The 21,054-nt window shown below is 41.5% G+C and carries 30 protein-coding genes and 1 pseudogene; 5 read left to right on the forward strand and 26 right to left on the reverse strand.

Features of this window, described 5'->3' with window-relative positions; all coding sequences use genetic code 11:
- Positions 1-123: 123 nt before the first annotated feature.
- From IQ244_RS25950 to IQ244_RS25965, 4 genes and pseudogenes are all read right to left on the reverse strand, one after another.
- Complete coding sequence (locus tag IQ244_RS25950) at positions 124-591, reverse strand: hypothetical protein (RefSeq protein ID WP_193899344.1); 468 nt, start codon at positions 589-591, stop codon at positions 124-126.
- Positions 588-1,712: an RNA-guided endonuclease InsQ/TnpB family protein gene (locus IQ244_RS25955; RefSeq protein ID WP_193899346.1), complete on the reverse strand. Its 1,125-nt coding sequence runs from the start codon at positions 1,710-1,712 to the stop codon at positions 588-590. Before IQ244_RS25955 ends, IQ244_RS25950 begins: the two co-directional genes overlap by 4 nt.
- Before the next feature lie 145 nt (positions 1,713-1,857).
- A pseudogene (locus tag IQ244_RS32745) lies at positions 1,858-1,923 on the reverse strand (hypothetical protein); the annotation flags it as partial.
- Positions 1,924-2,593: 670 nt separating this feature from the next.
- Positions 2,594-3,448: an FkbM family methyltransferase gene (locus IQ244_RS25965; RefSeq protein WP_193899350.1), complete on the reverse strand. Its 855-nt coding sequence runs from the start codon at positions 3,446-3,448 to the stop codon at positions 2,594-2,596.
- 31 nt (positions 3,449-3,479) lie between these two features.
- On the opposite strand from IQ244_RS25965, the gene IQ244_RS25970 reads away from it, so the two are divergent.
- Positions 3,480-3,962, forward strand: a complete 483-nt coding sequence (locus IQ244_RS25970) for a rhodanese-like domain-containing protein (protein WP_228059161.1) — start codon at positions 3,480-3,482, stop codon at positions 3,960-3,962.
- 165 nt (positions 3,963-4,127) lie between these two features.
- On the forward strand, positions 4,128-4,883 hold the full coding sequence (locus tag IQ244_RS25975) for a TIGR04283 family arsenosugar biosynthesis glycosyltransferase (RefSeq protein ID WP_193899352.1): 756 nt from the start codon (positions 4,128-4,130) through the stop codon (positions 4,881-4,883).
- Here the strand turns inward: IQ244_RS25975 and IQ244_RS25980 are convergent.
- From IQ244_RS25980 to IQ244_RS26020, 9 genes are all read right to left on the reverse strand, one after another.
- Positions 4,868-5,569: a DUF547 domain-containing protein gene (locus IQ244_RS25980; protein ID WP_193899354.1), complete on the reverse strand. Its 702-nt coding sequence runs from the start codon at positions 5,567-5,569 to the stop codon at positions 4,868-4,870. The genes IQ244_RS25975 and IQ244_RS25980 overlap by 16 nt on opposite strands.
- A gap of 251 nt (positions 5,570-5,820) precedes the next feature.
- Entirely contained in the window at positions 5,821-6,087 is a 267-nt protein-coding gene (locus tag IQ244_RS25985) for a hypothetical protein (protein ID WP_228059162.1), read from the reverse strand.
- A 95-nt stretch (positions 6,088-6,182) separates the two neighbouring features.
- Positions 6,183-7,106 carry a tyrosine-type recombinase/integrase gene (locus tag IQ244_RS25990; protein WP_193899356.1) on the reverse strand — a complete coding sequence of 308 codons (924 nt, stop codon included), beginning with the start codon at positions 7,104-7,106 and terminating at the stop codon, positions 6,183-6,185.
- A 16-nt stretch (positions 7,107-7,122) separates the two neighbouring features.
- Positions 7,123-7,347, reverse strand: coding sequence for a hypothetical protein (locus IQ244_RS25995; RefSeq protein WP_193899358.1), 225 nt, complete (start codon positions 7,345-7,347; stop codon positions 7,123-7,125).
- A 184-nt stretch (positions 7,348-7,531) separates the two neighbouring features.
- Positions 7,532-8,116 (reverse strand): hypothetical protein, encoded by a 585-nt coding sequence (locus IQ244_RS26000; protein ID WP_193899360.1) that lies wholly within the window; start codon positions 8,114-8,116, stop codon positions 7,532-7,534.
- Positions 8,117-8,142: 26 nt separating this feature from the next.
- Positions 8,143-8,307: a hypothetical protein gene (locus IQ244_RS26005; RefSeq protein WP_193899362.1), complete on the reverse strand. Its 165-nt coding sequence runs from the start codon at positions 8,305-8,307 to the stop codon at positions 8,143-8,145.
- Complete coding sequence (locus tag IQ244_RS26010) at positions 8,304-8,795, reverse strand: DUF1392 family protein (RefSeq protein ID WP_193899364.1); 492 nt, start codon at positions 8,793-8,795, stop codon at positions 8,304-8,306. Before IQ244_RS26010 ends, IQ244_RS26005 begins: the two co-directional genes overlap by 4 nt.
- Positions 8,788-8,958 carry a DNA cytosine methyltransferase gene (locus tag IQ244_RS26015; RefSeq protein ID WP_193899404.1) on the reverse strand — a complete coding sequence of 57 codons (171 nt, stop codon included), beginning with the start codon at positions 8,956-8,958 and terminating at the stop codon, positions 8,788-8,790. Before IQ244_RS26015 ends, IQ244_RS26010 begins: the two co-directional genes overlap by 8 nt.
- Positions 8,955-9,425: an ASCH domain-containing protein gene (locus IQ244_RS26020; RefSeq protein WP_193899366.1), complete on the reverse strand. Its 471-nt coding sequence runs from the start codon at positions 9,423-9,425 to the stop codon at positions 8,955-8,957. Before IQ244_RS26020 ends, IQ244_RS26015 begins: the two co-directional genes overlap by 4 nt.
- 27 nt (positions 9,426-9,452) lie before the next feature.
- Here IQ244_RS26020 and IQ244_RS26025 point away from each other — a divergent pair, with 27 nt between their 5' ends.
- On the forward strand, positions 9,453-9,614 hold the full coding sequence (locus IQ244_RS26025; RefSeq protein WP_193899368.1) for a hypothetical protein: 162 nt from the start codon (positions 9,453-9,455) through the stop codon (positions 9,612-9,614).
- A gap of 234 nt (positions 9,615-9,848) precedes the next feature.
- Here IQ244_RS26025 and IQ244_RS26030 read toward each other — a convergent pair whose 3' ends face one another.
- The 13 genes from IQ244_RS26030 to IQ244_RS26090 all read right to left on the reverse strand — a co-directional run bounded on the left by IQ244_RS26030 (position 9,849) and on the right by IQ244_RS26090 (position 18,886).
- The gene (locus tag IQ244_RS26030; RefSeq protein WP_193899370.1) at positions 9,849-10,658 is read right to left on the reverse strand and encodes a DUF4351 domain-containing protein; all 810 of its coding nucleotides are present in this window, start codon (positions 10,656-10,658) and stop codon (positions 9,849-9,851) included.
- Positions 10,655-11,059 (reverse strand): DUF3775 domain-containing protein, encoded by a 405-nt coding sequence (locus IQ244_RS26035; protein WP_228059163.1) that lies wholly within the window; start codon positions 11,057-11,059, stop codon positions 10,655-10,657. Before IQ244_RS26035 ends, IQ244_RS26030 begins: the two co-directional genes overlap by 4 nt.
- Positions 11,060-11,137: 78 nt before the next feature.
- The gene (locus IQ244_RS32750; RefSeq protein ID WP_228059164.1) at positions 11,138-12,877 is read right to left on the reverse strand and encodes a hypothetical protein; all 1,740 of its coding nucleotides are present in this window, start codon (positions 12,875-12,877) and stop codon (positions 11,138-11,140) included.
- A 114-nt stretch (positions 12,878-12,991) separates the two neighbouring features.
- Positions 12,992-13,243 carry a hypothetical protein gene (locus tag IQ244_RS26045; RefSeq protein ID WP_193899374.1) on the reverse strand — a complete coding sequence of 84 codons (252 nt, stop codon included), beginning with the start codon at positions 13,241-13,243 and terminating at the stop codon, positions 12,992-12,994.
- Between the two features lie 325 nt (positions 13,244-13,568).
- Positions 13,569-13,940 (reverse strand): four helix bundle protein, encoded by a 372-nt coding sequence (locus IQ244_RS26050; protein WP_193899376.1) that lies wholly within the window; start codon positions 13,938-13,940, stop codon positions 13,569-13,571.
- Positions 13,941-13,956: 16 nt separating this feature from the next.
- Positions 13,957-14,112 carry a hypothetical protein gene (locus tag IQ244_RS26055; protein WP_228059165.1) on the reverse strand — a complete coding sequence of 52 codons (156 nt, stop codon included), beginning with the start codon at positions 14,110-14,112 and terminating at the stop codon, positions 13,957-13,959.
- A 5-nt stretch (positions 14,113-14,117) separates the two neighbouring features.
- On the reverse strand, positions 14,118-14,798 hold the full coding sequence (locus tag IQ244_RS26060) for a hypothetical protein (protein WP_193899378.1): 681 nt from the start codon (positions 14,796-14,798) through the stop codon (positions 14,118-14,120).
- Positions 14,795-15,016: a hypothetical protein gene (locus tag IQ244_RS26065; protein ID WP_193899380.1), complete on the reverse strand. Its 222-nt coding sequence runs from the start codon at positions 15,014-15,016 to the stop codon at positions 14,795-14,797. Before IQ244_RS26065 ends, IQ244_RS26060 begins: the two co-directional genes overlap by 4 nt.
- A gap of 120 nt (positions 15,017-15,136) precedes the next feature.
- Complete coding sequence (locus IQ244_RS26070; RefSeq protein WP_193899382.1) at positions 15,137-16,084, reverse strand: hypothetical protein; 948 nt, start codon at positions 16,082-16,084, stop codon at positions 15,137-15,139.
- Positions 16,085-16,102: 18 nt separating this feature from the next.
- Positions 16,103-16,621 carry a hypothetical protein gene (locus IQ244_RS26075; RefSeq protein ID WP_193899384.1) on the reverse strand — a complete coding sequence of 173 codons (519 nt, stop codon included), beginning with the start codon at positions 16,619-16,621 and terminating at the stop codon, positions 16,103-16,105.
- A 68-nt stretch (positions 16,622-16,689) separates the two neighbouring features.
- On the reverse strand, positions 16,690-17,148 hold the full coding sequence (locus IQ244_RS26080; RefSeq protein ID WP_193899386.1) for a DUF1392 family protein: 459 nt from the start codon (positions 17,146-17,148) through the stop codon (positions 16,690-16,692).
- A gap of 5 nt (positions 17,149-17,153) precedes the next feature.
- On the reverse strand, positions 17,154-17,552 hold the full coding sequence (locus tag IQ244_RS26085; RefSeq protein WP_193899388.1) for a hypothetical protein: 399 nt from the start codon (positions 17,550-17,552) through the stop codon (positions 17,154-17,156).
- Between the two features lie 137 nt (positions 17,553-17,689).
- On the reverse strand, positions 17,690-18,886 hold the full coding sequence (locus IQ244_RS26090) for a hypothetical protein (RefSeq protein WP_193899390.1): 1,197 nt from the start codon (positions 18,884-18,886) through the stop codon (positions 17,690-17,692).
- Between the two features lie 61 nt (positions 18,887-18,947).
- Between IQ244_RS26090 and IQ244_RS26095 the strand changes: the two genes are divergently transcribed.
- Positions 18,948-19,205 carry a helix-turn-helix domain-containing protein gene (locus IQ244_RS26095; RefSeq protein WP_228059166.1) on the forward strand — a complete coding sequence of 86 codons (258 nt, stop codon included), beginning with the start codon at positions 18,948-18,950 and terminating at the stop codon, positions 19,203-19,205.
- Between the two features lie 156 nt (positions 19,206-19,361).
- The gene (locus IQ244_RS26100; protein WP_193899392.1) at positions 19,362-20,351 is read left to right on the forward strand and encodes a hypothetical protein; all 990 of its coding nucleotides are present in this window, start codon (positions 19,362-19,364) and stop codon (positions 20,349-20,351) included.
- The last annotated feature ends 703 nt before the right edge of the window (positions 20,352-21,054 follow it).

Genomic DNA, 21,054 nt, shown 5'->3' on the forward strand with positions numbered 1-21,054 from the left:
TGCCCAAACCAGATAGCATTTGAAAATGCCCAGAGGATGGCAATTGCGGCTCAGGTTGGGGTTTGGGAACAGGTCAAATAAAATCTGCATTTAAATTCAAATTCAAATTCAAGCACTCTTTGGTTAAAGTAAGCGATAAATAACAGCACCTGTAGATTCGTGGTTGCAAACTTCCATCAATCCGTCAGTGCAAAGACTTTCCAGCAGAGCGCGAATTTCTGGTGCAGGCTTGCCAGTTTCAATAACGGCATCCACAACAGAAATGCTACCGCCTTGATTTTGAGCCAATTTCAAAACTGTGACCATATCATTTTGTGGATTCGGGTTAAGTTGGGGGATAGTTGGTTGTGGTTGTATCGTAGCAGCATCGTGGATAGTTATTTGTCCGGGAAAGGGGCTACCAACTTGTCCACCAAGATTAACAACTACTGTCTGAGTATTGGTTTGATTGCCACCACGCAATGCGATATATTTGAGATTTTTTTCATCTACCATTGTCGGGATGAGCGCCAAATCTATTAGCTGTCCGAACCCAAACAGACCCCAATTGACATACTCCCTACCCTTGAAGGGTGGGGATTCTAGGCTCAAACAGCAATTGCAGGTATAACCCGACTTAGATCACCTAACCCAATGGCTGATGCCCCAACCATTTCAATCACTTTAGATGCGTTTTCATCCCTTGCGTTCACTGATTGGCAAGATGGACAACGCCATTGTCTAATAGATAAATCCAACTCTTCTAGAACATGACCACAACTAGCGCAAGTCTTAGTGGATGGATACCACTGGTCGATGAAGACAAGCAATTTATTCTTCTGTTTGGCAACCCATTCGAGAATTTGTAGAAACTCCCCAAACGCCAAGTCTGATATCTTTCTACCCCAAAGACGTTGCATTCCTTTAAGGTTGAGTGTTTCAAAACATAGCACATCAAACTGATCAGTCAAATGATGCGCCAACTTCCAAAACCAATCACGCCGACGATGAGAAATATCCTCATATCTGCGTACTAAATTCTTCCTGGCTCGTTCACGATTGATTGAGCCTTTCAACTTTTTGGAATGCTGTCTGCTGGCTACTTTGATGGCGTTTAGGGATTGCTTAAAAAAATGGGGAGACTCAATTGTTGTACCGTCTGAACAAGTGAGAAAGGTACGCAAGCCGAAATCAAAGCCAGCGATTTTACCCGTCTTGACTTCAACTTCTGGTTTGTTCCCTTCATCAACCACCACAACCATAAATAATTCACCTAATGGTGTACGTTTAATGGTTAAGGTTTTGACCGTTCCTTCTATCTCTCTGGATTTCCAAAACTGATATATTCGATGACCAATTTTTACCCTATTGCCACCCAAAAACTTATAACTAGCTTGTTTGAGGGTGAATGATTTGTACTTTTTAACTTTCTTAAATCCTGGTGGTTTAACTCCTTTTTTATGATGTTTAAAGAATAACTGATAGGCTTTCTCGATGCGTTGACAAATATCTTGTACTGCTTGAGAACCTACTGTTTGCCAGAAAGGATTACGTTTTCTTAATTTGGCAATATGAGACTGAAGTTTTGTACAACTTAAATGCTTGCCCCACATTCTGTAGTAGCGTTTTTGGAGGGCAATGCAATGATTATAGATTACCCCAGCAGCATTTATCATGCGTTTGAGGTGTCTATTTCTTTTGTGTTGATATAGCTTAAACTTCAAGGTTTTCATATTAGTATTTTACCAAAAATATGGAGATAAAAACTCAAATGATTTTTAAATTAAGCAAAGTCGCCCTTCAAGGACGAGGCTTTAAACCCATATTTTTGGTAAATAACCAAATTATTCCCGACAGTGGTTTACCAGAATAAAACCGATGTATGCCTGCGAAGCCAATAAGCCAAAATAGCCACAGTAAGTATGCTGTTCCTTTAGAAGCCATATTGAAATTGCCTTATCGAATAGCCCTGCAAGCTATTTATAGCAAAGCTATTAATATTTCTGGATAAAGAAAAAAGCTTGGTAACAACAATACCTTCGCCAATTTACGAGGTTGAGTTAATCTATTAACGTCCTGTTCTCAAAGGTTTGGCAAAAACAATAAGCCCTAAAAATTCCTTCAAGGTTTCCCGCAAGCATTTTTTAATGTCTTGCCACAGTATCAAGGGTTTGAGCTTCCAAACCACCTTGTCAGCTAAATGCTTATGTATGAGTCATTTTGCCGTTTTTGCCAAAATTTTTGTAGGCTCTTATTTTGGCAAAGGTATTGTAACAAAAAACCATTTAATACGTACAGCTTTCAAGTTAAGTAATATAACCTCCACAAAATAGATTTCGTGTTACAGTCCGTAAAAGCGCATACTTTGTATAAAAAATCTACAGTGTTTTAGTAGCAGGACTTTTGAGGGGATGAGTCAGTGGTAAAAATCAGGGAGATTTGGCAACGTTGGTTTTCTGATGAGCAGTAGCTAGAGAGAACTGGTGACATTGTGGAATCTGGGGCAGAGTTTTCTAATACTGTTATAGAATTTGCGAAAACGTAACCCGTTGCCTCATCTTCTGCAATTACATCTGGGATTTAAACTGCCCCAGCAATGAATTCCTAGTCACATTCATCGTAAAGCGTATATGTTGCAGATATCTGTCCCAATAAGATATTGTTCTTGCTCTACTGTGATTTGATTAAATCCTTGACTTCTTAATAATTCTGAGATTTGGTCTATTCTATTTTCGAGATTGTGTACTTCAATTACAATTTGTTTAATCTTTTGCCAATCTTCTTTCTCTATTCCTAATAGAACATCTAGGTCACTTTTTTCTACATCTATTTTTAATAAATCAATTTTTTGAACCTTATAATCACGTATAACTTCTGTTAAAGTTTTTAAAGAACAAGTAACTTGTTCTACTATAAAAGCCTTTTTCAATTTATATTGAAGCACAAAATCAAGCAAAAAACTAGGTATGGTAGTATACCAATATAAAGGAGAAGAAAACTCTTTATTTTCCCTGATAGTATTGATTTTCTGTAAAGCAGCTTGTTTGAATTTATTTCTCTCCGCTTTTGAAGCATCTGGGTATGCAGTAGATATAGATGTAGTATTAGGATAGTAGGCAAATTTTTGAACCTTCGAGATTTGTGAAATTCCATAAGGAATAGCTTTAATTTTTTCTGTATTAAGTATTTTGAGATTCTGTTCTAAAATATGAAATATTTGAGGGACAGGTTCAAAGGCATAAATATTTACATTTTTGTTACACAATTTATATACCCATAAAGAAAATAGACCAATATTAGCTCCTACATCAAACACGGTATCTCCTTCATTTAATTCAATCCCATGTTTAAAATAATCTTGTACCTGTTCATACATTAAAAATATTTCCTCATTTTTTTGCAAGCAAAAAATCTCAGTTTTATTAGGAAGTTTAATTTTTGATAACTTTAATCCTTGGTTGAGTGACATAGTATTTAAAGGTCAAAGTGAATAGAAGTATATGAATGTCAAAAAAAATGAAAAATTAGAGCCAATGGTTTTCAGCTTACTTAAACTTTTTATCCAAATAAGTTTTCCAACTGTTGCTCAAATTACAACAGAACAATTTGCTTATTGGCTAACAGATCCTACAAAACCACAGCCGTTTATACTTGATGCACGAAGCCAAGCAGAATATGCTGTCAGTCATATCAAAGGGGCTGTGCGTATTGATGCTAATACAAGTAATATAACAGCACTCTCGACAGTTTCAAAAGCTACAGCAATCGTTGTCTATTGCTCAGTTGGGTATCGGAGTGCTAAAGCTGCCCAACAGCTTCAGAGTAAAGGCTATAAGCAAATTTTTAATTTGAGAGGTGGTTTGTTTCAGTGGGCTAATGAGGAACGACCCATAGTCAAAAGTGACGAAAATTTAACAAATCTTGTACATCCTTATAATGTACTCTGGGGAAAACTCCTCAAAAGAATTTACCATGCTGATTAGCATCTAAAATGAGCTAAATTTACACTGGATTTATTTAGTAATTTTTGCATTATATACAGACTCAATCAAACTATGCAATTTTAGGAAACATATCCAAAGGATGATGTATTAGTACAGGAAATAAATAGCTAATTATTTTAGTTGAAAAGTTCAAAATTTTTTATTATGTCTGAAGTTTCAATTGTTATTCCTACTTTTAATGAGGCAAGTAGCTTGGAGCGCACCTTGCACCAACTGAGTATATTGAAACCATCTGTCAAAGAAGTAATAGTAGTGGATGGTGGTAGCGAAGATGAAACAGTAGCAATCGCTAAACAGGTTTTAGGCTCATTGAATCAACAATTAAATATACAAATTCTCTGTTGTGAACAACGAGGACGGGCAATTCAGATGAATTATGGAGCATCAGCAGCAACCGGAGATATACTTTGTTTTCTCCATGCAGACACATGGATTCCTGATGATGCTGCTGCGATCATTCAAGATACCTTGGCAAAGCCTAGCGTTGCTTGTGGAGGATTCATTTCGTTAATGACAGGCTCTCGAACTACTCGCTGGGGGATATCCTTGCATAACTACCTAAAAACTTATTATGCCCCGTTAATTTTTAGGCCGCATTTATTTTTTCAAGGATTGCGTCTGCTGTTTGGAGATCAAGTTATGTTCTGTCGTCAACGAGATTTTCAAGAATGCGGTGGATTCAATGAAGCATTACCAATTATGGAGGATGGAGATTTATGCTTGAGATTAGTAAACAAAGGACGAATTGTTTTAATTAACCGTATCGTTCAAAGTTCAGATCGCCGGGTAGTACGCTGGGGTAGTTTGAAAGCTACAGCAATTTACCTTTATATTGGAGTTTTGTGGGGAATTGGCGTTGACACCAATTATCTCAAGCAGTTTTATCAAGAAATTCGGTGATTCAAACTCCAGTCATAATCTAGATAAGATATTGGTGTTGCCGCAGTTAATGGGACATCTATTTTTAAATACGAATGAATGTATTCAGGAATAGAAGATGCAACTTTTAAAAAATCTTGGCGATACCACTTGAAGATTTTATTGCAGTAGAGTGTTTGACTATCAAAGTCATAATAAACTTTTTGTGGATTATTAATAAAACGATAGGCATCTTTATCTAACTGTTGCATAACTTGTTCAGGAAAGTAAGCTCCCGAACGCAATAATGGACAACCAACAGAAGCACAAACAATCGCAAAATGAATTCGTGACTCTGGCAATTCGTTTCTCAGAAATTGGTGTTCGATTTGAGCTAGGCTATAATGCTGACCAAAGACATAATAAGAGCGATGCTGGAAAAACCATACAAAAGCTAACCAATTAGGAACACCCAAAATTTTAGGTACAATCGAGTCTAATGGGTATCTTTTTAAAATACTGGAAATAGTCAAAGCATTGTAAAGATTAATCCACAATGCTAGTTTTTCCAAAGTGTTGATGTTGGGTTTGAGGAAAGATGTTGTTTGGCTTGATAACCATTGATCTAAAACTTGGGGTTGTTCTGTTTTCCAAGCGGCATAGTTTACACGACCTTCTTGATCGACATATTGACGTAATAGTTTATCCCAAACTTCAAAATCAACCATATATATGTTTTAGCATTTATGTAGTAGCCAAGAAAAAATAACTTGAATCAGAAGTTTCAATGTCTGATAGAGATTAAGAGAAATTGCAACGTGAGGTATACTCAATTGTTGAGGCCTTAAGAGAGGTTTCAGTCCCTGGTTTTTAATTGCGCTCGCTTCAACACCTTCAAGAACGATTCCTTGTCAACTGCACTAAGATAGCTTCAAGACTTTGTAGTGCAGCGTTGGTGGTGCGTTGGTGTTCTTCAAAGTTACGTTGGTGTGTCTCTCTCGTGAGAGTCGCGTAATTCAAGTAGTACATCATCCAAAATTGCGTTACGCCCAAGAACGCGAGTAACGTTATCTGTTAAATCGTTGACATTATCTGTTAAATTATTGACCTTACCTGCAAGCTCTCTTACTTCTTGCCTTAGTTCATCTACTTGCACTTGAGTGTTAGCTTGTCGTTCAGCAAGCCCTAGCATGATTTGTTCAATGCGGTCTAGTCTGCTTGGGAAGTACTCAGGCGTATCAGTCATATTAATTTAATCAGTCTCATACTAAAGATTATAAAGAGTTACAACCCTTGACTGCACGTCATTTTAGCAACAATACTCGACCTAAAAAGCTTTTTCTAGGAGCGAGTGGTGGCTTGAGCATCCTCTGTTCGATGCTGATACCGTGCAGTCAGAGCAGGAGTTGAAAGTCCAGCTAAACTCTGTACAGTTGAGATATCAACACCAGCATTTAACAAATCCCTAATGAATGTCCGCCGCAGATCATGAGGTGAGAATAGTTTTATACCAGCTTGTTCACCCCGCTTGTGTAAAAGGAATAACACGGACTGGGGCGTAAGCCGTTGATGAACTACACAGCCAGACTTGTTAACTTGACATAGTAGGGGGCCATCGATCTGAGTTCGGATTTCAATCCAATCATTCACGATGGCGATCGCACTCTTGGATAAATAAACACTCCGGTCAACTCTTGGGTGAGCCGAGTGAATTTTGATTTCTCCATGCTCATAAAAATCTTTGAGATCTAGCTTAACCACCTCAGCCCGTCGCAGTCCAGCAGCGCGAATCAAAGCGATGAGTGCCGCATCTCGAAAACCTGCCGGGGTGAGATCGCTAAAACAAGTCTGCATTAAAGCATCAATCTCATCAAAACTAAGCACCCGTCCGTTCCCTTGTTGAGATACTTTCAGACTCTTCATGGCAACAGCACGGGCATAATCAATCGGGTTGATCAAATCTAAGTGCAGAGCTGACTTTAAAACGCTTCTTAAGGCGCATAGTATACGGTTAACTGTTGCTGGCTGGTAATTTTTGATGAGTGCGGTGCGAAGAGTTAGGGTGTGTTTTTCGCGCAATCCTGACCAATCCAAAGTCAGATAGTCAGCTTGATTATCAGTTAACAATTGAGCAATCAGGTTAAGAGAGCGCTTCATTGTTGATTGCGACCCCGGACTGAGTTTAGAGAGATAAACAATGGCTGGGTGTTGGTTCAAAGGTAGCTCAATCGTCAAAACCAATGACGTAACAGTGTTATTAGACATTACTGCTTATAATCTTCTAAAAAATTATATTCTGCATAGTTATATTTTGATAAGTAATCCACAGCCATATCAGCGGAACACCCAAACTCGCTTCTGACTGGCAATGCTTGAGAAGTTCTGGTGATGAACGTAAATAGTAAGCTACAAGAAAAACTGCCGCCCTTGGCATTGGTGCGTTCACGAAGTGTGCCGTTCGCGGAGCGTCTCCGACAGGAGAAGGTATCGCTTCAACAGGCTTCAAGACCGATTTTTCTCAACCGTACTAAAATAGCCCCTAGAGCAACGTGATTCTGTGTGTTGGTGTTCATGAGAGGCGTGCTAGGCTTGTTTCTAGACATTGCAGAGTAAAATATTCCAAAAAACTAGATTCTGCACAGTAATATTTTGATAAGTAATCCACAGTGATATAAGCAAAACACCCACCGTCAGCCTGACCCCACCCCTCGCCCTCGATAGACCTCAGATGGCAGTCCAGACAGAACCCCCAGCACCCCAAGCTCCGACCACTCTCCCAAGTCCTGTCCATCCAAAGTGACCCGGAAGTACCCACAAGGCAGGCGATTGCATTTGACTAACAAACCAGCGTCATGGCATTTGGACAACAGCATCTGAACTGTAGGCGGAAAGGTCGGATCAATTGAAATAGGCTGTTTTGGGGTTATTAACTGGTTGGTTGTAGAATTAGGAGAGACAGCAAAAGATGTCAAGGTGATGATAGGGGTATCGGTTGTGTCGATATCCTTATTTTTGCCATTATCAGCTAACAGCGAAACTTCCCCACCCCAAAGCTCTGGCAAATACTTTTGTACAACTTCCTCGCCAACCTGATGACGGTGGCAGAAATCAAGAGGCTTCTCGTAGCAAAGCAAAGTTATGTCGCTCTTGTTCCGCCGCTGCCTGCTGACCCACAATTGGATCAGCTGATGCCGGGATTGCAGGATTTCTCTAAACTGATGTTTGTACTCTGACTGAGCAGCTGCATCTTGAGTAGAAGACTTCCACCACCGCAACTTCACTCCCGCGTGGTGCAGACGGATTAGCTAAAAGCTGCATCTTGAGTAGAAGACTTCCACCACCGCAACAGTTCAGGAGTGGGGGCGAACACGGGAGAATGCTTGCCTTTCAAAGCTTTCGGTGGTGATAGGGAAATCGATACAGGTTCGCCTTTAATAACTCCTGCGTAGTATGAGGTGAAAATCATACTTTCCTCACCAAATCAGTATCAGTAACCCAAGCCCGGCGTACACCGAAGGGGTTGCCGAAGGCATCGCCAGAGGTCATCAGTTGACCATTAGATTCGGTTAGTTCAGGAGAAACCCACTCGACGGTATAGAGCCAGCAGGCTTCGATTCTGTGAATGCCTTGAACGATCCGAAATTGGGTAGTATTTTGGCTACGCCGAAACAGCACCTTTTCACCCAAAGCGTATACTGGCTTATCAGTCACTTCCATCTGGAATTTACCAGTGCCACGCAGTTGAGAGGCTGGTGTGTAAACGACTTCATCATTGATGGCGATCGCGTAACTCCACTCACCCTGCAACCATTCGATTCCACAGCAGTAACCGACTATTCTGGGAGTGCCAATGTAGACTTTCTCTAGTAAACTAACGACGGGCCGCGGTACTTCTGCCCCCCAAGGCGGTGAGATGTACCAAGCGGTTTCGAGTGAATTGATTAGATTAGTCATAATGCACCTCCTGACCCAAAAGTAGACTGTATAGATAGTCAATACGTTTCCAAGCAATGGCAGCTTGCCGAGGTGAACAACTCAACCCGTAAGCCCGACGAGCATCATAACCGTGATGGCAGAGTCCACCAATGCCGGAGAATAGGGAAAGGACAGATATCATGCGACCGCCTCCAGGTGTTGGGAGTGCAAATCAATCTGGGCATTAAACAAACCTTGCTTGCCAGTGATAGGAATAGGCTGGATAATCCGCTTAATGTTGTCCAATTTCCAAGCAAACCGCCCAACTCGCCAATCACCAGTCTCAAGTTCAGTTTGCGGCTGCTGGTCAATAAAAGCCTGAGTCATACTGATGCAAGCAGTTAAATCAACCAGAGCAACGGCGTAACCAAACGGCAAATCGTCCCACTTAATGTAGTTATCAGTGTGAGCTAGTATTTGTTGATACTTACTAAGGAAGTAGCTATGAGTGAGTTTTTGGTGAATGCTGGTCTTCTTAGCAGCACAAATTAACAACGAGCCTCTGTAGCTGGTAGACCAAGAACGAGTTTCATGCTTTTTCAAACCCATTGGGATAAGAGATGCCCAGGGCTGATGTAGGCTGATAGCTTTGATTATTTGGGTAGTCACAGTTTCAAAACTCTAGTAGTTGAATGTATGTATGCGTCCAACGCTGCAATAGCCGGATGTAGCTGTGGTTTAGACTTCAAAGCATTGCAGATAACCGCAGTAGTCCCCAGTTCGCCAAAAGTAAAGCCGATGCTGGAGTGTCGAGCAGCACAGTGGTTAATGATGGTCAGCAGCAAAAAGCTTAATTGATTGGCTAATGTTTTTCCAATCGAATGAGATGAATAATCTTTGAAAAGATGGCGGATTTAGAGGAGTTGCGTGGCTGAAATATGTGAATTAGTGAAAGTGAATTATGAGTATTTTTTGCTGGTTATTAGCAGCAATAGATTCACTTGAGTCCTTGGCAACTTGTAGAGATAAGGACGGGTCAGTAGTGAAGTTAAAAGCGAAGGGTGTAATCAAATTACTTCGCTTTTGTTACTTTTATTGCAGTTCCTCTAACCATGTTACTAAATCATCAACAGATGCAAAATCTAGAAATGCCTCTCCTAGTGCTTCTAGTTGCTCAGTAGATAATGCGCGAATTTGCTCAATAATTGAGGTGTCAACTTCTCCAAAGCGTCGATTTAGTTGACGATAGAATAACTTGAATTCTCCTTTTTGCAGAATATCCTGATAAATAACAGATTCTTGCATAATGTCCTCCCGTAAAAATTGGTGAATTAAGTCTTTTGTAAATCGTAAACCAGCAAAAATCTCGGTACACCCAGCAATATTTTGTCGTTCAACTCTATTTGAAATTTTAGCGACACTTTGAGCAACCTGGGATAATAGGGTGGACGGAGAATTAGTTCGCGCTAAAGGTGCAAAGGGCAAAAGAGCGGGATTATTAAGGAACTGTGCCGCATCTTGTTCCCATAAACGCACAACCCGATAGCGGTGAGTTGTCATCTCATCAGTATATTCTGTGGTGAAAGCAACTTCATCGTCAGTTTCCTGCAAGAAAATTACTACTTGTGTAATTGGCTTACGATACTGCCGCTTCAGTCTCACATAATAGTCGAGTATACGTAAGGGAATAGGCGGATTAGACTTAGCTAAAGTTTGGAATTCGAGATGGAGAATGCGGCTTTTTGTTTGGAGAAATATGACCGAATCAGCCCGAATGGGTTCGATTGAAAGTTCAGTTTTTAAAACAGTAACTTCTTGATTAGGTTGATTTGGCAATAACCAATCAGCAAAATCGGCAGGATACAATTCGGCTAAATACTTAGCAGTGTTATCGTAACTCAATTTAAATTCTCCTGTTGAGTAATATTTAGTTTTTCTAATCCGCTACGTAAATACTTAGATAAGGGAGCTTTTTCAATCAGATAATGTGCTTTAACACCCTTAGCTTCGTTAACTAAATCAGGAAAGTCAGATGGTTTTTCATCAGAATGTCCACGACCGAGTAACATAAGTGCAATTGCCTCTGCTAATTCAAGCTCAGAAAGGTTGTAAATGTAATCAGACAACAGATAAATAGGTGTGCCTGGAGTTTGACGCTCATGAAGAAATTCAACTAGTTCTTTTGATAGCGTCCTTGAATCTTTTAAGTCAGATTCTGAAGTGGATTTAGATTGCTGATGCAATCGGCGCGCAGCAGCTAACTCAATGATTTTGTGAACTTTTTCAACAGTTAAATAATTCATATTTACCTCCATTTTGTCAGGTGTAATGTCAGTATCAAATTATTATAACTAACCCAAAGATTAGTTATAAATTAAGTTCTAAAAATCTACCCATTTGATATCAACAACTCGTTCATTCTTCTTAACTAGCTGGCATTGATTAATAGGGTCACAAGCCCAATCAATAGCTTTTTGTCGAAGAACATCACTACCAGAGTGCAAATATTTTCTCATGTCTTGCAATACGGCTTCATCATCTTGAATAGGTGGCGAAACTATCTCGTTAATGGGTGTTAGCTTTTTGGTTTTATTTTCTTCAGCTTTCTTGGCTTTTAATACTTCAATAGCTGCTTTTGCTGCTGCTAATTCTTCATTAGAGACAGGTAATTTTTTAGCCAAAGGTACGACATTGGGTTTGCAATTAGCCCAAAACTCCACTTCTTCTGTTTGAGCAGATTTGAGTAAGTAAGCATTGGGGTCATTAACTGTACCAAACTCGTCTTTTGGCGGTGGTAATGTTTCTGGTTGGAGTAACTCCTGGACAGAGTGTTGAACAGATGCAATGGATATTAAGTTTTGCTGTAAGCTAGGTAGAGCATAAAGGGCTACTTGTTCGACAATGGAAGTGGGAGTTTGGAGCGTGGTAACTCGCATCCCTTGAGGTAAAGGTAAGGTGGCTCGTGCTTGTTTAGTAACAAATTGCTCATCAGGCGTAGTGTCTAGCCCATGTTGTCGGCGAGTTTGAATATTAACTACGCGATGGATGAAAGTGGATTGATACCATTCCCACTCAATCGGTAAGTTGGTAGGTTCATTGCGAAAATGCTTGAGAACCTTGGCTTTATTGGCGTGTAAATCACCGCCATACTCCTTGAGCCAACGGTTAGCGATCGCGCTTTGAAATTCGCTGTCCAACTTACCATCTTCAGTGCGCCACGGGCCATCAGGTAGCCAGTCCCAAACAATTTCATTCGGCTTTTTCCGTTGCACAGAGAAAAACTGGGCAGGCGGCGGAACATTGGTCTTGATGATGGTCTGGTTTGTTAGTTGCGAAGTCTCAGCTTTGTTTGACAACGAAGCGGAGGGTTTTGGATTGGGTTGTTCTTGTATTTGAAATCCAAACTCGGCTTTTTTTTCTTCTCTCTCTTTTTCCAAGTTTTGGAGCGTGAGAGAGGGATTTAGGGAGAGAGTTGAAGTCTCTTTAGAAGTCTCTATGAAATCTCTATATATAGATAAGTTAACGATTTCGTCATCGGTTGTTACGTATTTCGTAGCTGCTTGTTGCTCATTTCGTAACTCCTTGTGACTCGTTTCGTAATCGGGAGTTACCCATTTCGTCAACAAGGATTTTTCAAGGCTTTGAGCGTTTTGACTTTTATTAGTCCGGTAAGTAATTGAGGCTAGAGCTTCTGGACAAATATCGATGTGCATGACATTGGGGAGAATTCCATAACCTGTTTCGACTGGTTGGAGAATGACTTTAATCAAGCCCATTTTTTCGAGTAAGTGCATAGATTCTCTGACACATCGTGGGGAAGCATTGAGTGATTCAGCAAAGGCATCAGGATTCCGGCGCAAGACATCTTCTTTGAACTTCTTCTTCCAGCCAATTTCTTCACCTGTCAATTCATCTCGCTGTAGGTATGGACGATACCAGTAAACAATGTCTGCCAAAATATCAATCGCTAAACGATCTGCCTTCTTCTCCCCAGATTTAGTTTGATAACAAATATGCTTGTACCAGCTTTTTGGTGTGATGTCGCCCTCAAATTTAATGTGAGCAATGGCATCAACTACAGGGTGTCCGGTTAAAACGCCTGTGTGTAAGTCTCGACTCATATTCACACCTCCTTTTATCTAAGTATTTTTGGGCTTTGGAAATAGGATTCACTGGTTTACCAGTCAGAATGAGAAATTAGTTTGCTCAAAAATTCCGAACGAATATATGTGCAATTAGTGATGAATTGGAATTTCTGTGTGATTTACTTTTTTCAATGGATTTGGCTGAGTAGATTCATCTTCATCAAGTTGGTATTTTGTGGTGGCACGTTTGAGTAGCTCACTAAAAGCAAGACCTTCATGTTCGCGTTCTAGAATTTGTCTAACTAAAGTCCCAACGGGGATTTTTTTCCAGGCAGCAACTTTTCTAAATTCTTCATAAGCTTTCTCGGATAAAGTAATCGAAAGCATATATCGCTCAGTCATAAATCTCTCCGAAATCTGCAATACTATAAAGATGATGATTTCATCTAGCTAGTATAAATGTACTAATATAATACCAAGATTGTTTCAGCAAATTCAATGTAATTGCACTACAAAATTATAGTTATTTCTTATCATGAGCCTGCTGTAGCCTTGATTCATCTGATGGTTAAACAAAAACTCATCTCTTCCCCCCAACGTGCGGTCGAAACGTCAGATTAATCCTTGTGCTAACAACCTTATTAGTCTTCGGAACTTGGTGCAGATGAGTAGTTTGACAACCCGGAAGCATCAACACAATTCGCAATTCGCAATTCGCAATTCGCAATTAATTATGCTTGTTGATTTTCTCCTTAACTTTCCGAGTAGATGTAACTAAAATTTTTCCAATTTCTCTGGTTTCTTGGAGTAGAAGTTCAAACTTTTTTTTCTCGACCAGTTCTGACTCTATTAAGATTTCCAACCAGTATTCAGTTTCTCGTTCTTCTTTAAGTGCAATTTCTAGCTTGTGAAGAAAATCTTTATCGGATTGAGAAGATTGTGCTTCTCTGACATTAGCTCCAATGGAAGTTCCACTTCGGAGTAACTGTTTTGATAATATTCGACAAACTCCAGGTTTTTCATCCAAGAAAGTACAAGCTTTAACTATTCTTATTGCTAAAGCTTTTGTTTTGTCAGCAATGCTAATATTTTGGTTCATGTCTTTTTGCTCTTAATTAATAATTGCGAATTGCGAATTGCGAATTGTTTTGATTCTGTTGCCATTGCAGTTGTTGGCAATGTTGGTAAAGTTCGTCGGCTTCCTGCTTGGAGAGAAATTCTGGATAGTAACTGACTGGTAAAACTGTAGTTGGTTCATCAAAAAGTGACATCTGTTTCATAATTCTCCTTTGGCGATCGCCCGAACAATATCAAGAGCTTTTTCTTGAGAAATCGCTTGTTCTGGATTTTTGTAAAACCCAATAATTTGTGATTTGGGACGCACGATAATGCGCTGTGTGGTTACACGTTTGTCCCAGACAAAACACGAGATGGTGATGTTATCGGTAGCCCAACGAGTACCCCGTTTATCCTTGCGAAAACAAAAGCGGGGCAGAACCAACACCAGCGAAGGCGGATATTGCATCATAAAATCCGCACGATCATCGCAAGGTTCGAGAAAGCTTGTCAGTAAAAATGCAGCAATACCTACACGCGCTTTGTGGTAAGCATTCTTGATAATAGGTGCGGCAAATTCGGCATAAGGCGGATTAGTGCAGATCCAATCGCATTCAGGGAATTCTGCCCAAGATTTGGATAGTGTTGCATCCAAGTGGTGATCAGCCTGTTTGTTCGGGTCGATGTCATTTGTCCAGATATGTTCTGTATGAGGCCACACGGATAGTAATGATGCGATCGCCCTATGCCCAACGCAAGGTTCACCAATCACACCAGATAACGGAACATAGCGCAGTAGTTCAGTGGTGAACCACGATGGAGACTCGTAGAAGTTGAGAGGGTGACGGGTAACGGGTTCAGTAACAGTTGTATGAGGTGCTAATAATGGCGTGGCTGTCATGCTGCTTCTTCCTCAACATTAAAAGAGTCTTGATTGTGGACAATCGTTGCGCTGATTGATTCAAAATCAACCTGAAAAATATTTAAATCTGGTGTCATTTCGCCGGAATTGTATCGGTCTGTGATGACTTGTCTGATAGTTTCTTCTGTCAGTCCATCGGGTATCTCTAAGTGAGCTTCTTGGTAAACTTTTTCGACTAATTGAACTACGATTTTCATAATGCTATTAACCTGTTATTAACAATGGGTTATTTTTAATTTCATGAACAAGCATTACTGTGCTGTCTTGAGATGTGTGATTTCTCTTTACGAGTATTAATTAAATAGCCAGTAGTAGACTCATGCTAATGGCTGTAAAACTGATACTCTTCCTTTTTTATGAGTAAATGCCCCCGCTTGCTTGAGTGCCGCCGCCGGATTTGGATGTGCAAAAAACTCGTCAATTGCTTTGGTAAGCCCAGCAACCACCACCGGATCGTGGCAAGGGTAAACGTAGACTGGTTGTTGAGTGCCGTTAACTAATCGGTTTTCTTGGCGATTGCCCAGATGTGGATAAAACGAGCGAACCCATGTACCCAAATGCCCCCGATAATGTGAACCACTAATAGGGACTTTCTTGCCAAGTTCGCTCTCTGCAAAATTCACAACCCCAAGCCAGCACTCTTTTGAAGGAGCTAACATCTTCCGGTTGTGTTCAGCCAGCAAGTTCCCAGCATAGTCCTTAAACTGCTGTTCCATATAAGGGTTGAGTCGTCCACCAGTCAACTCGGCTAAAGTTTTCATTGCTTCGACAAGAGTGTGCAATCGCTGTTCAACTGGGGGGAGTGCTGGTGCAGGGGGTTGTTGGGGTGGTTGAGTGGCTGGTATGGCTGCAACCAAATCTAAAATCACGGTGCGGACTTGGGCGGCAATCTCAGATTCAGTCAGTAGCATTGCAATTCTCAGTGTGCCTAAAGCTGAGAAAACCCTGGCTTGGGATGTTCTGGATGGTAAACAGAGCGTCTGACGAGCATCGCGTAAGTCCTTGCCTGTAAGGGTTTTGGTTTCCAAAGCTCGAAATTCAGCCCCATTAACTCGAAAGAGTTCTCTGACAGATGAATCCGTAACTCCAAAATATTCAGCGATTTGTGCAGTAGTCGCCCAACCACTACCACCCCAAACTGCAAAGATAATTGCTTTAGCCTTTGTCAGAATTTCTAAAGCTTTGTCGTCAGAAAAATTGGTGATGGCTGAGGTTCTAAAAGATTTGGATTCGAGCAGTACAGACTGATTCAAGGGTAAAGTCATATTTTGCTCCTTTGATAATTATTCAAATTTAGAGTTAGTGTGCCAGCTATAAATTGTGGCGATTTCAGCTACTAGTCTTTGCAAAGAGTTTTCTGAGCAATATTTGACATAATTTCTGACCAAATTTTCGTAAATAGACCAATCCTTGGTTAAACCGCGATATTGCCTTAACCGAAAATAGTAGAGTGTGCGACAAACAGAAATTCTGAATACTTGCTTTGGTAGACGGCATATCAGGTCAGCGTGTTGATCAATCTGTTCAATAACAGATTGCTCTGCATTGTTAGCTAATGGTTGAGCTTGAAAAACAGCATCTACCCCAAACAATTCACCTATTTGAGATATTTCAAGATGAGTATGATTGCATACGTATGCAGCCATAGCAACTACGCAATCTTCTTCTGTTCCTCCTGAAACAAGGATGAGCGAGTTAATTCCAAATACCTCTGCTAGGCGGTTATTTCTCTCCTGTACAGGTTCTTGATCATCAAGACAATCAAAAAATCTTCTGGTTGCTTGGAAGAGTGAAATTATCATTTTGACTCCCTGTTGAAAAACCTACACACTTAGTAAATACCTAATCGTTGCTTCCTGTCGAAAAATACTTACATACAAACTCGAATCAAATCTTGTTCGCCCACCAGTGGAAAACGAACAGGTGCAGCCAGTGGTCGAACCAAAGCCGGAGATATCATCTCAACAACGTAAAACCAAGCGTTATTCACCAGCACAATCCCCAGAACCAAACGCTGCTTTGTGGCGTGACTGTCAAAACGCAATATCACGCGATCGCCCAACACGAATGCAGGTTTTCTCATATACGTGGACTGAACCCGTCCAGTACCGATAATCTCGTGTTTGGTAAAGTAGGTGATGGAGCGTTCGCAGTTGACCGCATAAACCCATCCTGTGTCCTGCCACAACACCCCGCAGCAGTAGCCGAATGTTTTGGAATCGGTGAGGTAGACTTTCTCGGACAAATGAACTTCCAGCGAGGGCATTTGTTGATCCCAAGGTGGCGACAAATACCAGCATTTTTCCAGGGTGATGATTGCACAGGACATAATGTTTACCCAACCAAAGTTTTAATTGCAAGTTGATCTAATGAGGCAATGAGATTTCTAATTCTGCGGGGGGGATTTTTAAGAAATCGTTTCAAATCCTGACTTTTAACTTGAAAATGCGTGGCAGAGCGTTGTTTTCCCACAAGCCATCCGCGTTTTACCCATCCCGCCACAGTCGAGGAATCCACACAAAGAGTTTTGGCGATTTGATTGCAGCTATAGTTGTCCAAAGTTGTGCGGGTAGAGTAGCCTAAGCGATTCAGTTTTTTATTAATCCCCTCGGTTGTACGTTGATAACCGTGTCTTTTAAGCCGACGCGCAATTTGTCTAAGGGTGTAAGCTTCTGACATTTCTTCGAGGACTTCTATTTCCTCTGGTTCCCATTTGCGCCATGTTCTGTTCATGGTTAAAGCTTTGTTGGTAAATGAAGTTGATTAATGAGAGATTGGGACAAAATTACTGAGGTTGATGCGCGTGCTGATAGCTACATTTAAAACTGGTACGTCACATAAATTAGTGGGCATCCAAGCCCACTTTCTCCCTACACAGCCATTAACGCCCTCGCCTCAAACAACCCCTGCAATTCCCCCGGCGACAACTGCTCAAGCGGATGATATTGCAGATATTCGTTAGCCGTTGGTAAACCATCCGGTATTTGAAGCAACCACATGGCATCCGCAGCAGAGTCACAAAAGACTTTCTCTTGATGGGCGTGGGCTGTACTTGTGAAGCACCAATTACCATTGGCGTAGCCTGCTTGTCCGAGTTTCACGTCCTGTTGGTAAATGCCGTCATCCAGCAGTTCTAATCCGTGTTGCTCACAGGCATCGAAAAGCTGCACCATGACTTCGTTTCCGGTGGTGCAGGGTTCCTCAAATGTCTGTTGCACTGGTAATGTGCCTTGTTGGTACTGCTGCTTGACGTAGCTGTGGCATCGCTCTGGTGTAGTGTCCCGGAAAATCTCAACGTCGTTTACCAGCACTCGCCAGTACAAATCCTGGTAGTTTTCCGGGTCAAAGCTAACGCTGGCTACCAATTGACCATCAACAGAAGCTTCTTGGTCGTAGAAGGAGATTTCTGTAATTGTAGGGACTTCTGGAAAATTGGCTGGCGCGGGTAAAGGTAGCGGGAGTGTATTGTCTTTGTAGTGCCAGTGGATGAAGCGTTGGCATCGGGCAAGGGTGTGGTGGCGGAAGATTTCGTTGCCACCGATCATCACTACCCAAGGCTGAGTGACGAATTCGGCGTTATCGTAGCTGATGTACGCGATTAGCTGTTTACCAGCAAAAATCTCGAAGTGGTGAGGGTTGATTTCTTTGATTGCTAATTCTTCTGGTGCGATCGCCTGGGCTTGGTCTGCAATGTACTGCTCGAACTCGCCTTGGGCTATGTGCTGCTCGTCAACCTTCTGGAGTTTGCTTTCTTGGTAAGAGGCGATGGCTGCGCCAACGTCTTCGACGAACGCACTTCTCCACGAATCCTTGTAGCGTCTGTCTTGTACTGTGGTTGTGCAGCCGATTTCGCTGTAGATGCGCTTTAGCTGGGGTAGGGATTTGCAGCGTAGCTGTTGTTGGGTATAGACGTTATGAGTCATAATTGTATTTCCTTGAATGTAAGGACAAAAGGCGATCGCACAAGTTTTCCAGGCTAAGAGCGATTGCCTTTTGTTTGTCTCTATGGTTATTATATTAGTCGCTACGACTAATGAAGTCAAGCTAGTAACTAATAGATTTTTCACTGCGGCTTATGCTATAGTCGCAGTTACTAAAGGGCAAATTCAAGGAGGTGTAATGTAAAAGATGCCAACATTTATAGAGAAATCAATGCCGATTAAGTGGCGTTTGGCCGTGTTAATGGCTGATAGAGAAATTGATTACAAACAACTTGCCGAGATGACAGGTATGCACCCTGTGACTATCAGCAAGCATAAAAATATTAGGGTCATGCCAGACAGACTAGAGAGAGAGACGTTAGAAAAATACTGCAAAGCTCTCAATTGCCAACCAGGTGACTTGTTAATGTATGTTCCAGATGAACCGAAAGAACAGGCATTATAGTGTGTTGTCTTTGGTGGTTGGTATGCAGGGACTATTAACCCAATCCTCAAAAGCACTTCTTTGGTGGCAGCTTCATTTATCTCATGGCAGCAAGATTCCTGGAGTTGGTTTGCTACTGAATCTGGATAACAACCACTGACCTAAATAAGTGGAATCATGAACAACCAAGTCCGTAAGCGCAAGAAAGCCACCATCTCCGCATCACCCAATCCAGAATCACTCACCTCAGACATCACCCCTTCAGAAGACCCAGCTTCTGCAATAATTGATGTTTCTGCTGTTGAAGTACCTGAATTAACCGAGCAGGAGCAGAGCGATCGCTTGCACCTTGAACTCAAGGTAGAACGGGCGTTTTTTGAAGCAGGTAAAGCACTGGCAGAGTTGCGCGATCGTAGACTGTACAGATCCACCCACCGCACATTTGAGGAGTATTGCCGTGATAGGTTTGGATTCGAGCGTCGCCATCCTTACAGATTGATTGAAGCTGCGGTTGTGGTAGATAATCTGATGCAAATGTGTCCCATTGGGACACGAACAGAAGCAGACTCAAGTGATGAGCAAGAGCAGTCTGGGACACAAGCCGAAATTGAGTCGAGTGAACAGCAAATGTGTCCCTTTGGGACACAAATTATGCCAACGAGTGAGCGTCAAGTTCGCCCATTAACCAAGCTAGAACCCCAACAACAGCAGGAAGTGTGGCAAAGAGCAGTTCAAGTTGCTGGCGGTAAAGTTCCCAGTGCCAGAATCGTAACTGATGTGGTGCAAAAAATTATGGAACGTACCAAAGTCCCCAACAGTTACCAAGTTGGGGAGGTATGCCAAATTTTAGTCAAGGATAATCCTGATTTGCGAGGCAAGGGCGGTTGTTGGTGCATCGTGACTTATGTTAGGGAGTTTAGCTGTACGGTGAGAACCTGGGATGGTGAACTGACGATTGGGGTGCAGCATTTGAGGTCTTTCAATTACTTGTCTGATGAATGTCAGCAGATGCAAGAAATCTGCAATCGCATCAATCGGGTGTATTCGAGTGGGCTGGAGGAATCGGTGCAGAGGTTTTTGGAGTCGTTGGGGAAGCTGAAGCGGAGTTATTTGACGGGGTTGGAGGAGAAAGTGTTGAGTTTGTTGGAGTTAGAAACTGGTGGCTGATGCGAGAATTACCACCAGATTTACTATCATGTTTGCTGTTATGAAGTGAGGGCAATCGCTTGCTCAAGTCATCGAAGTATATCCCCAAGCGTTTGCTGAAGTGTGTTCAACAAATGGAGCAGCAGAAAGCGGTGGTTTCTGCTTGAATGCCTGTTAGGTCTACTTTAAATGTCAACGGTTGGTGTGACTTGAAGAAGACTTTGGACAGGTTTGGAAGAAAAAATGAGACAAGTTACAAGCTGAAATACTTATAACTTCGTTAAGAAAAGAATAAAGCAATTGTCTGATTTGGAATTGTTCGTTTGCATCTCTACCGAAATTGGTGACGAAATTCTGGGTGTACCTGGGTATATCCCTTAGAGATTAGTTAGTATTCAATAAGCCTCGTATCGTGGAGACTCCAGCGAATGATTCCACTGCACCTCTATCCCCAATTACAGATGCAGATATTCAAAAGACGATCGCCCTTGCGCCCCAATACGGGCTGACCATTCTTCCTCCTGACTCCGCTCTCTACTAGCAACTGACTGCTTTAAACGGCGTTGTTGCGTGAATAGGCAAAATGGTAAATTTACTTATAGTCGATGTTTTCGAGCCGCCTAACCCTGCATATGAAGACGAAAGCCCAGTACAAAGTTAAGAATTGGAACGCTTATGATGCTGCCCTCAAGCAACGAGGCAGTATAACTTTTTGGGTGAACGA

The sequence above is a fragment of the Nostoc sp. LEGE 06077 genome (assembly GCF_015207705.1).
Taxonomy (GTDB): Bacteria; Cyanobacteriota; Cyanobacteriia; order Cyanobacteriales; family Nostocaceae; genus Nostoc_B.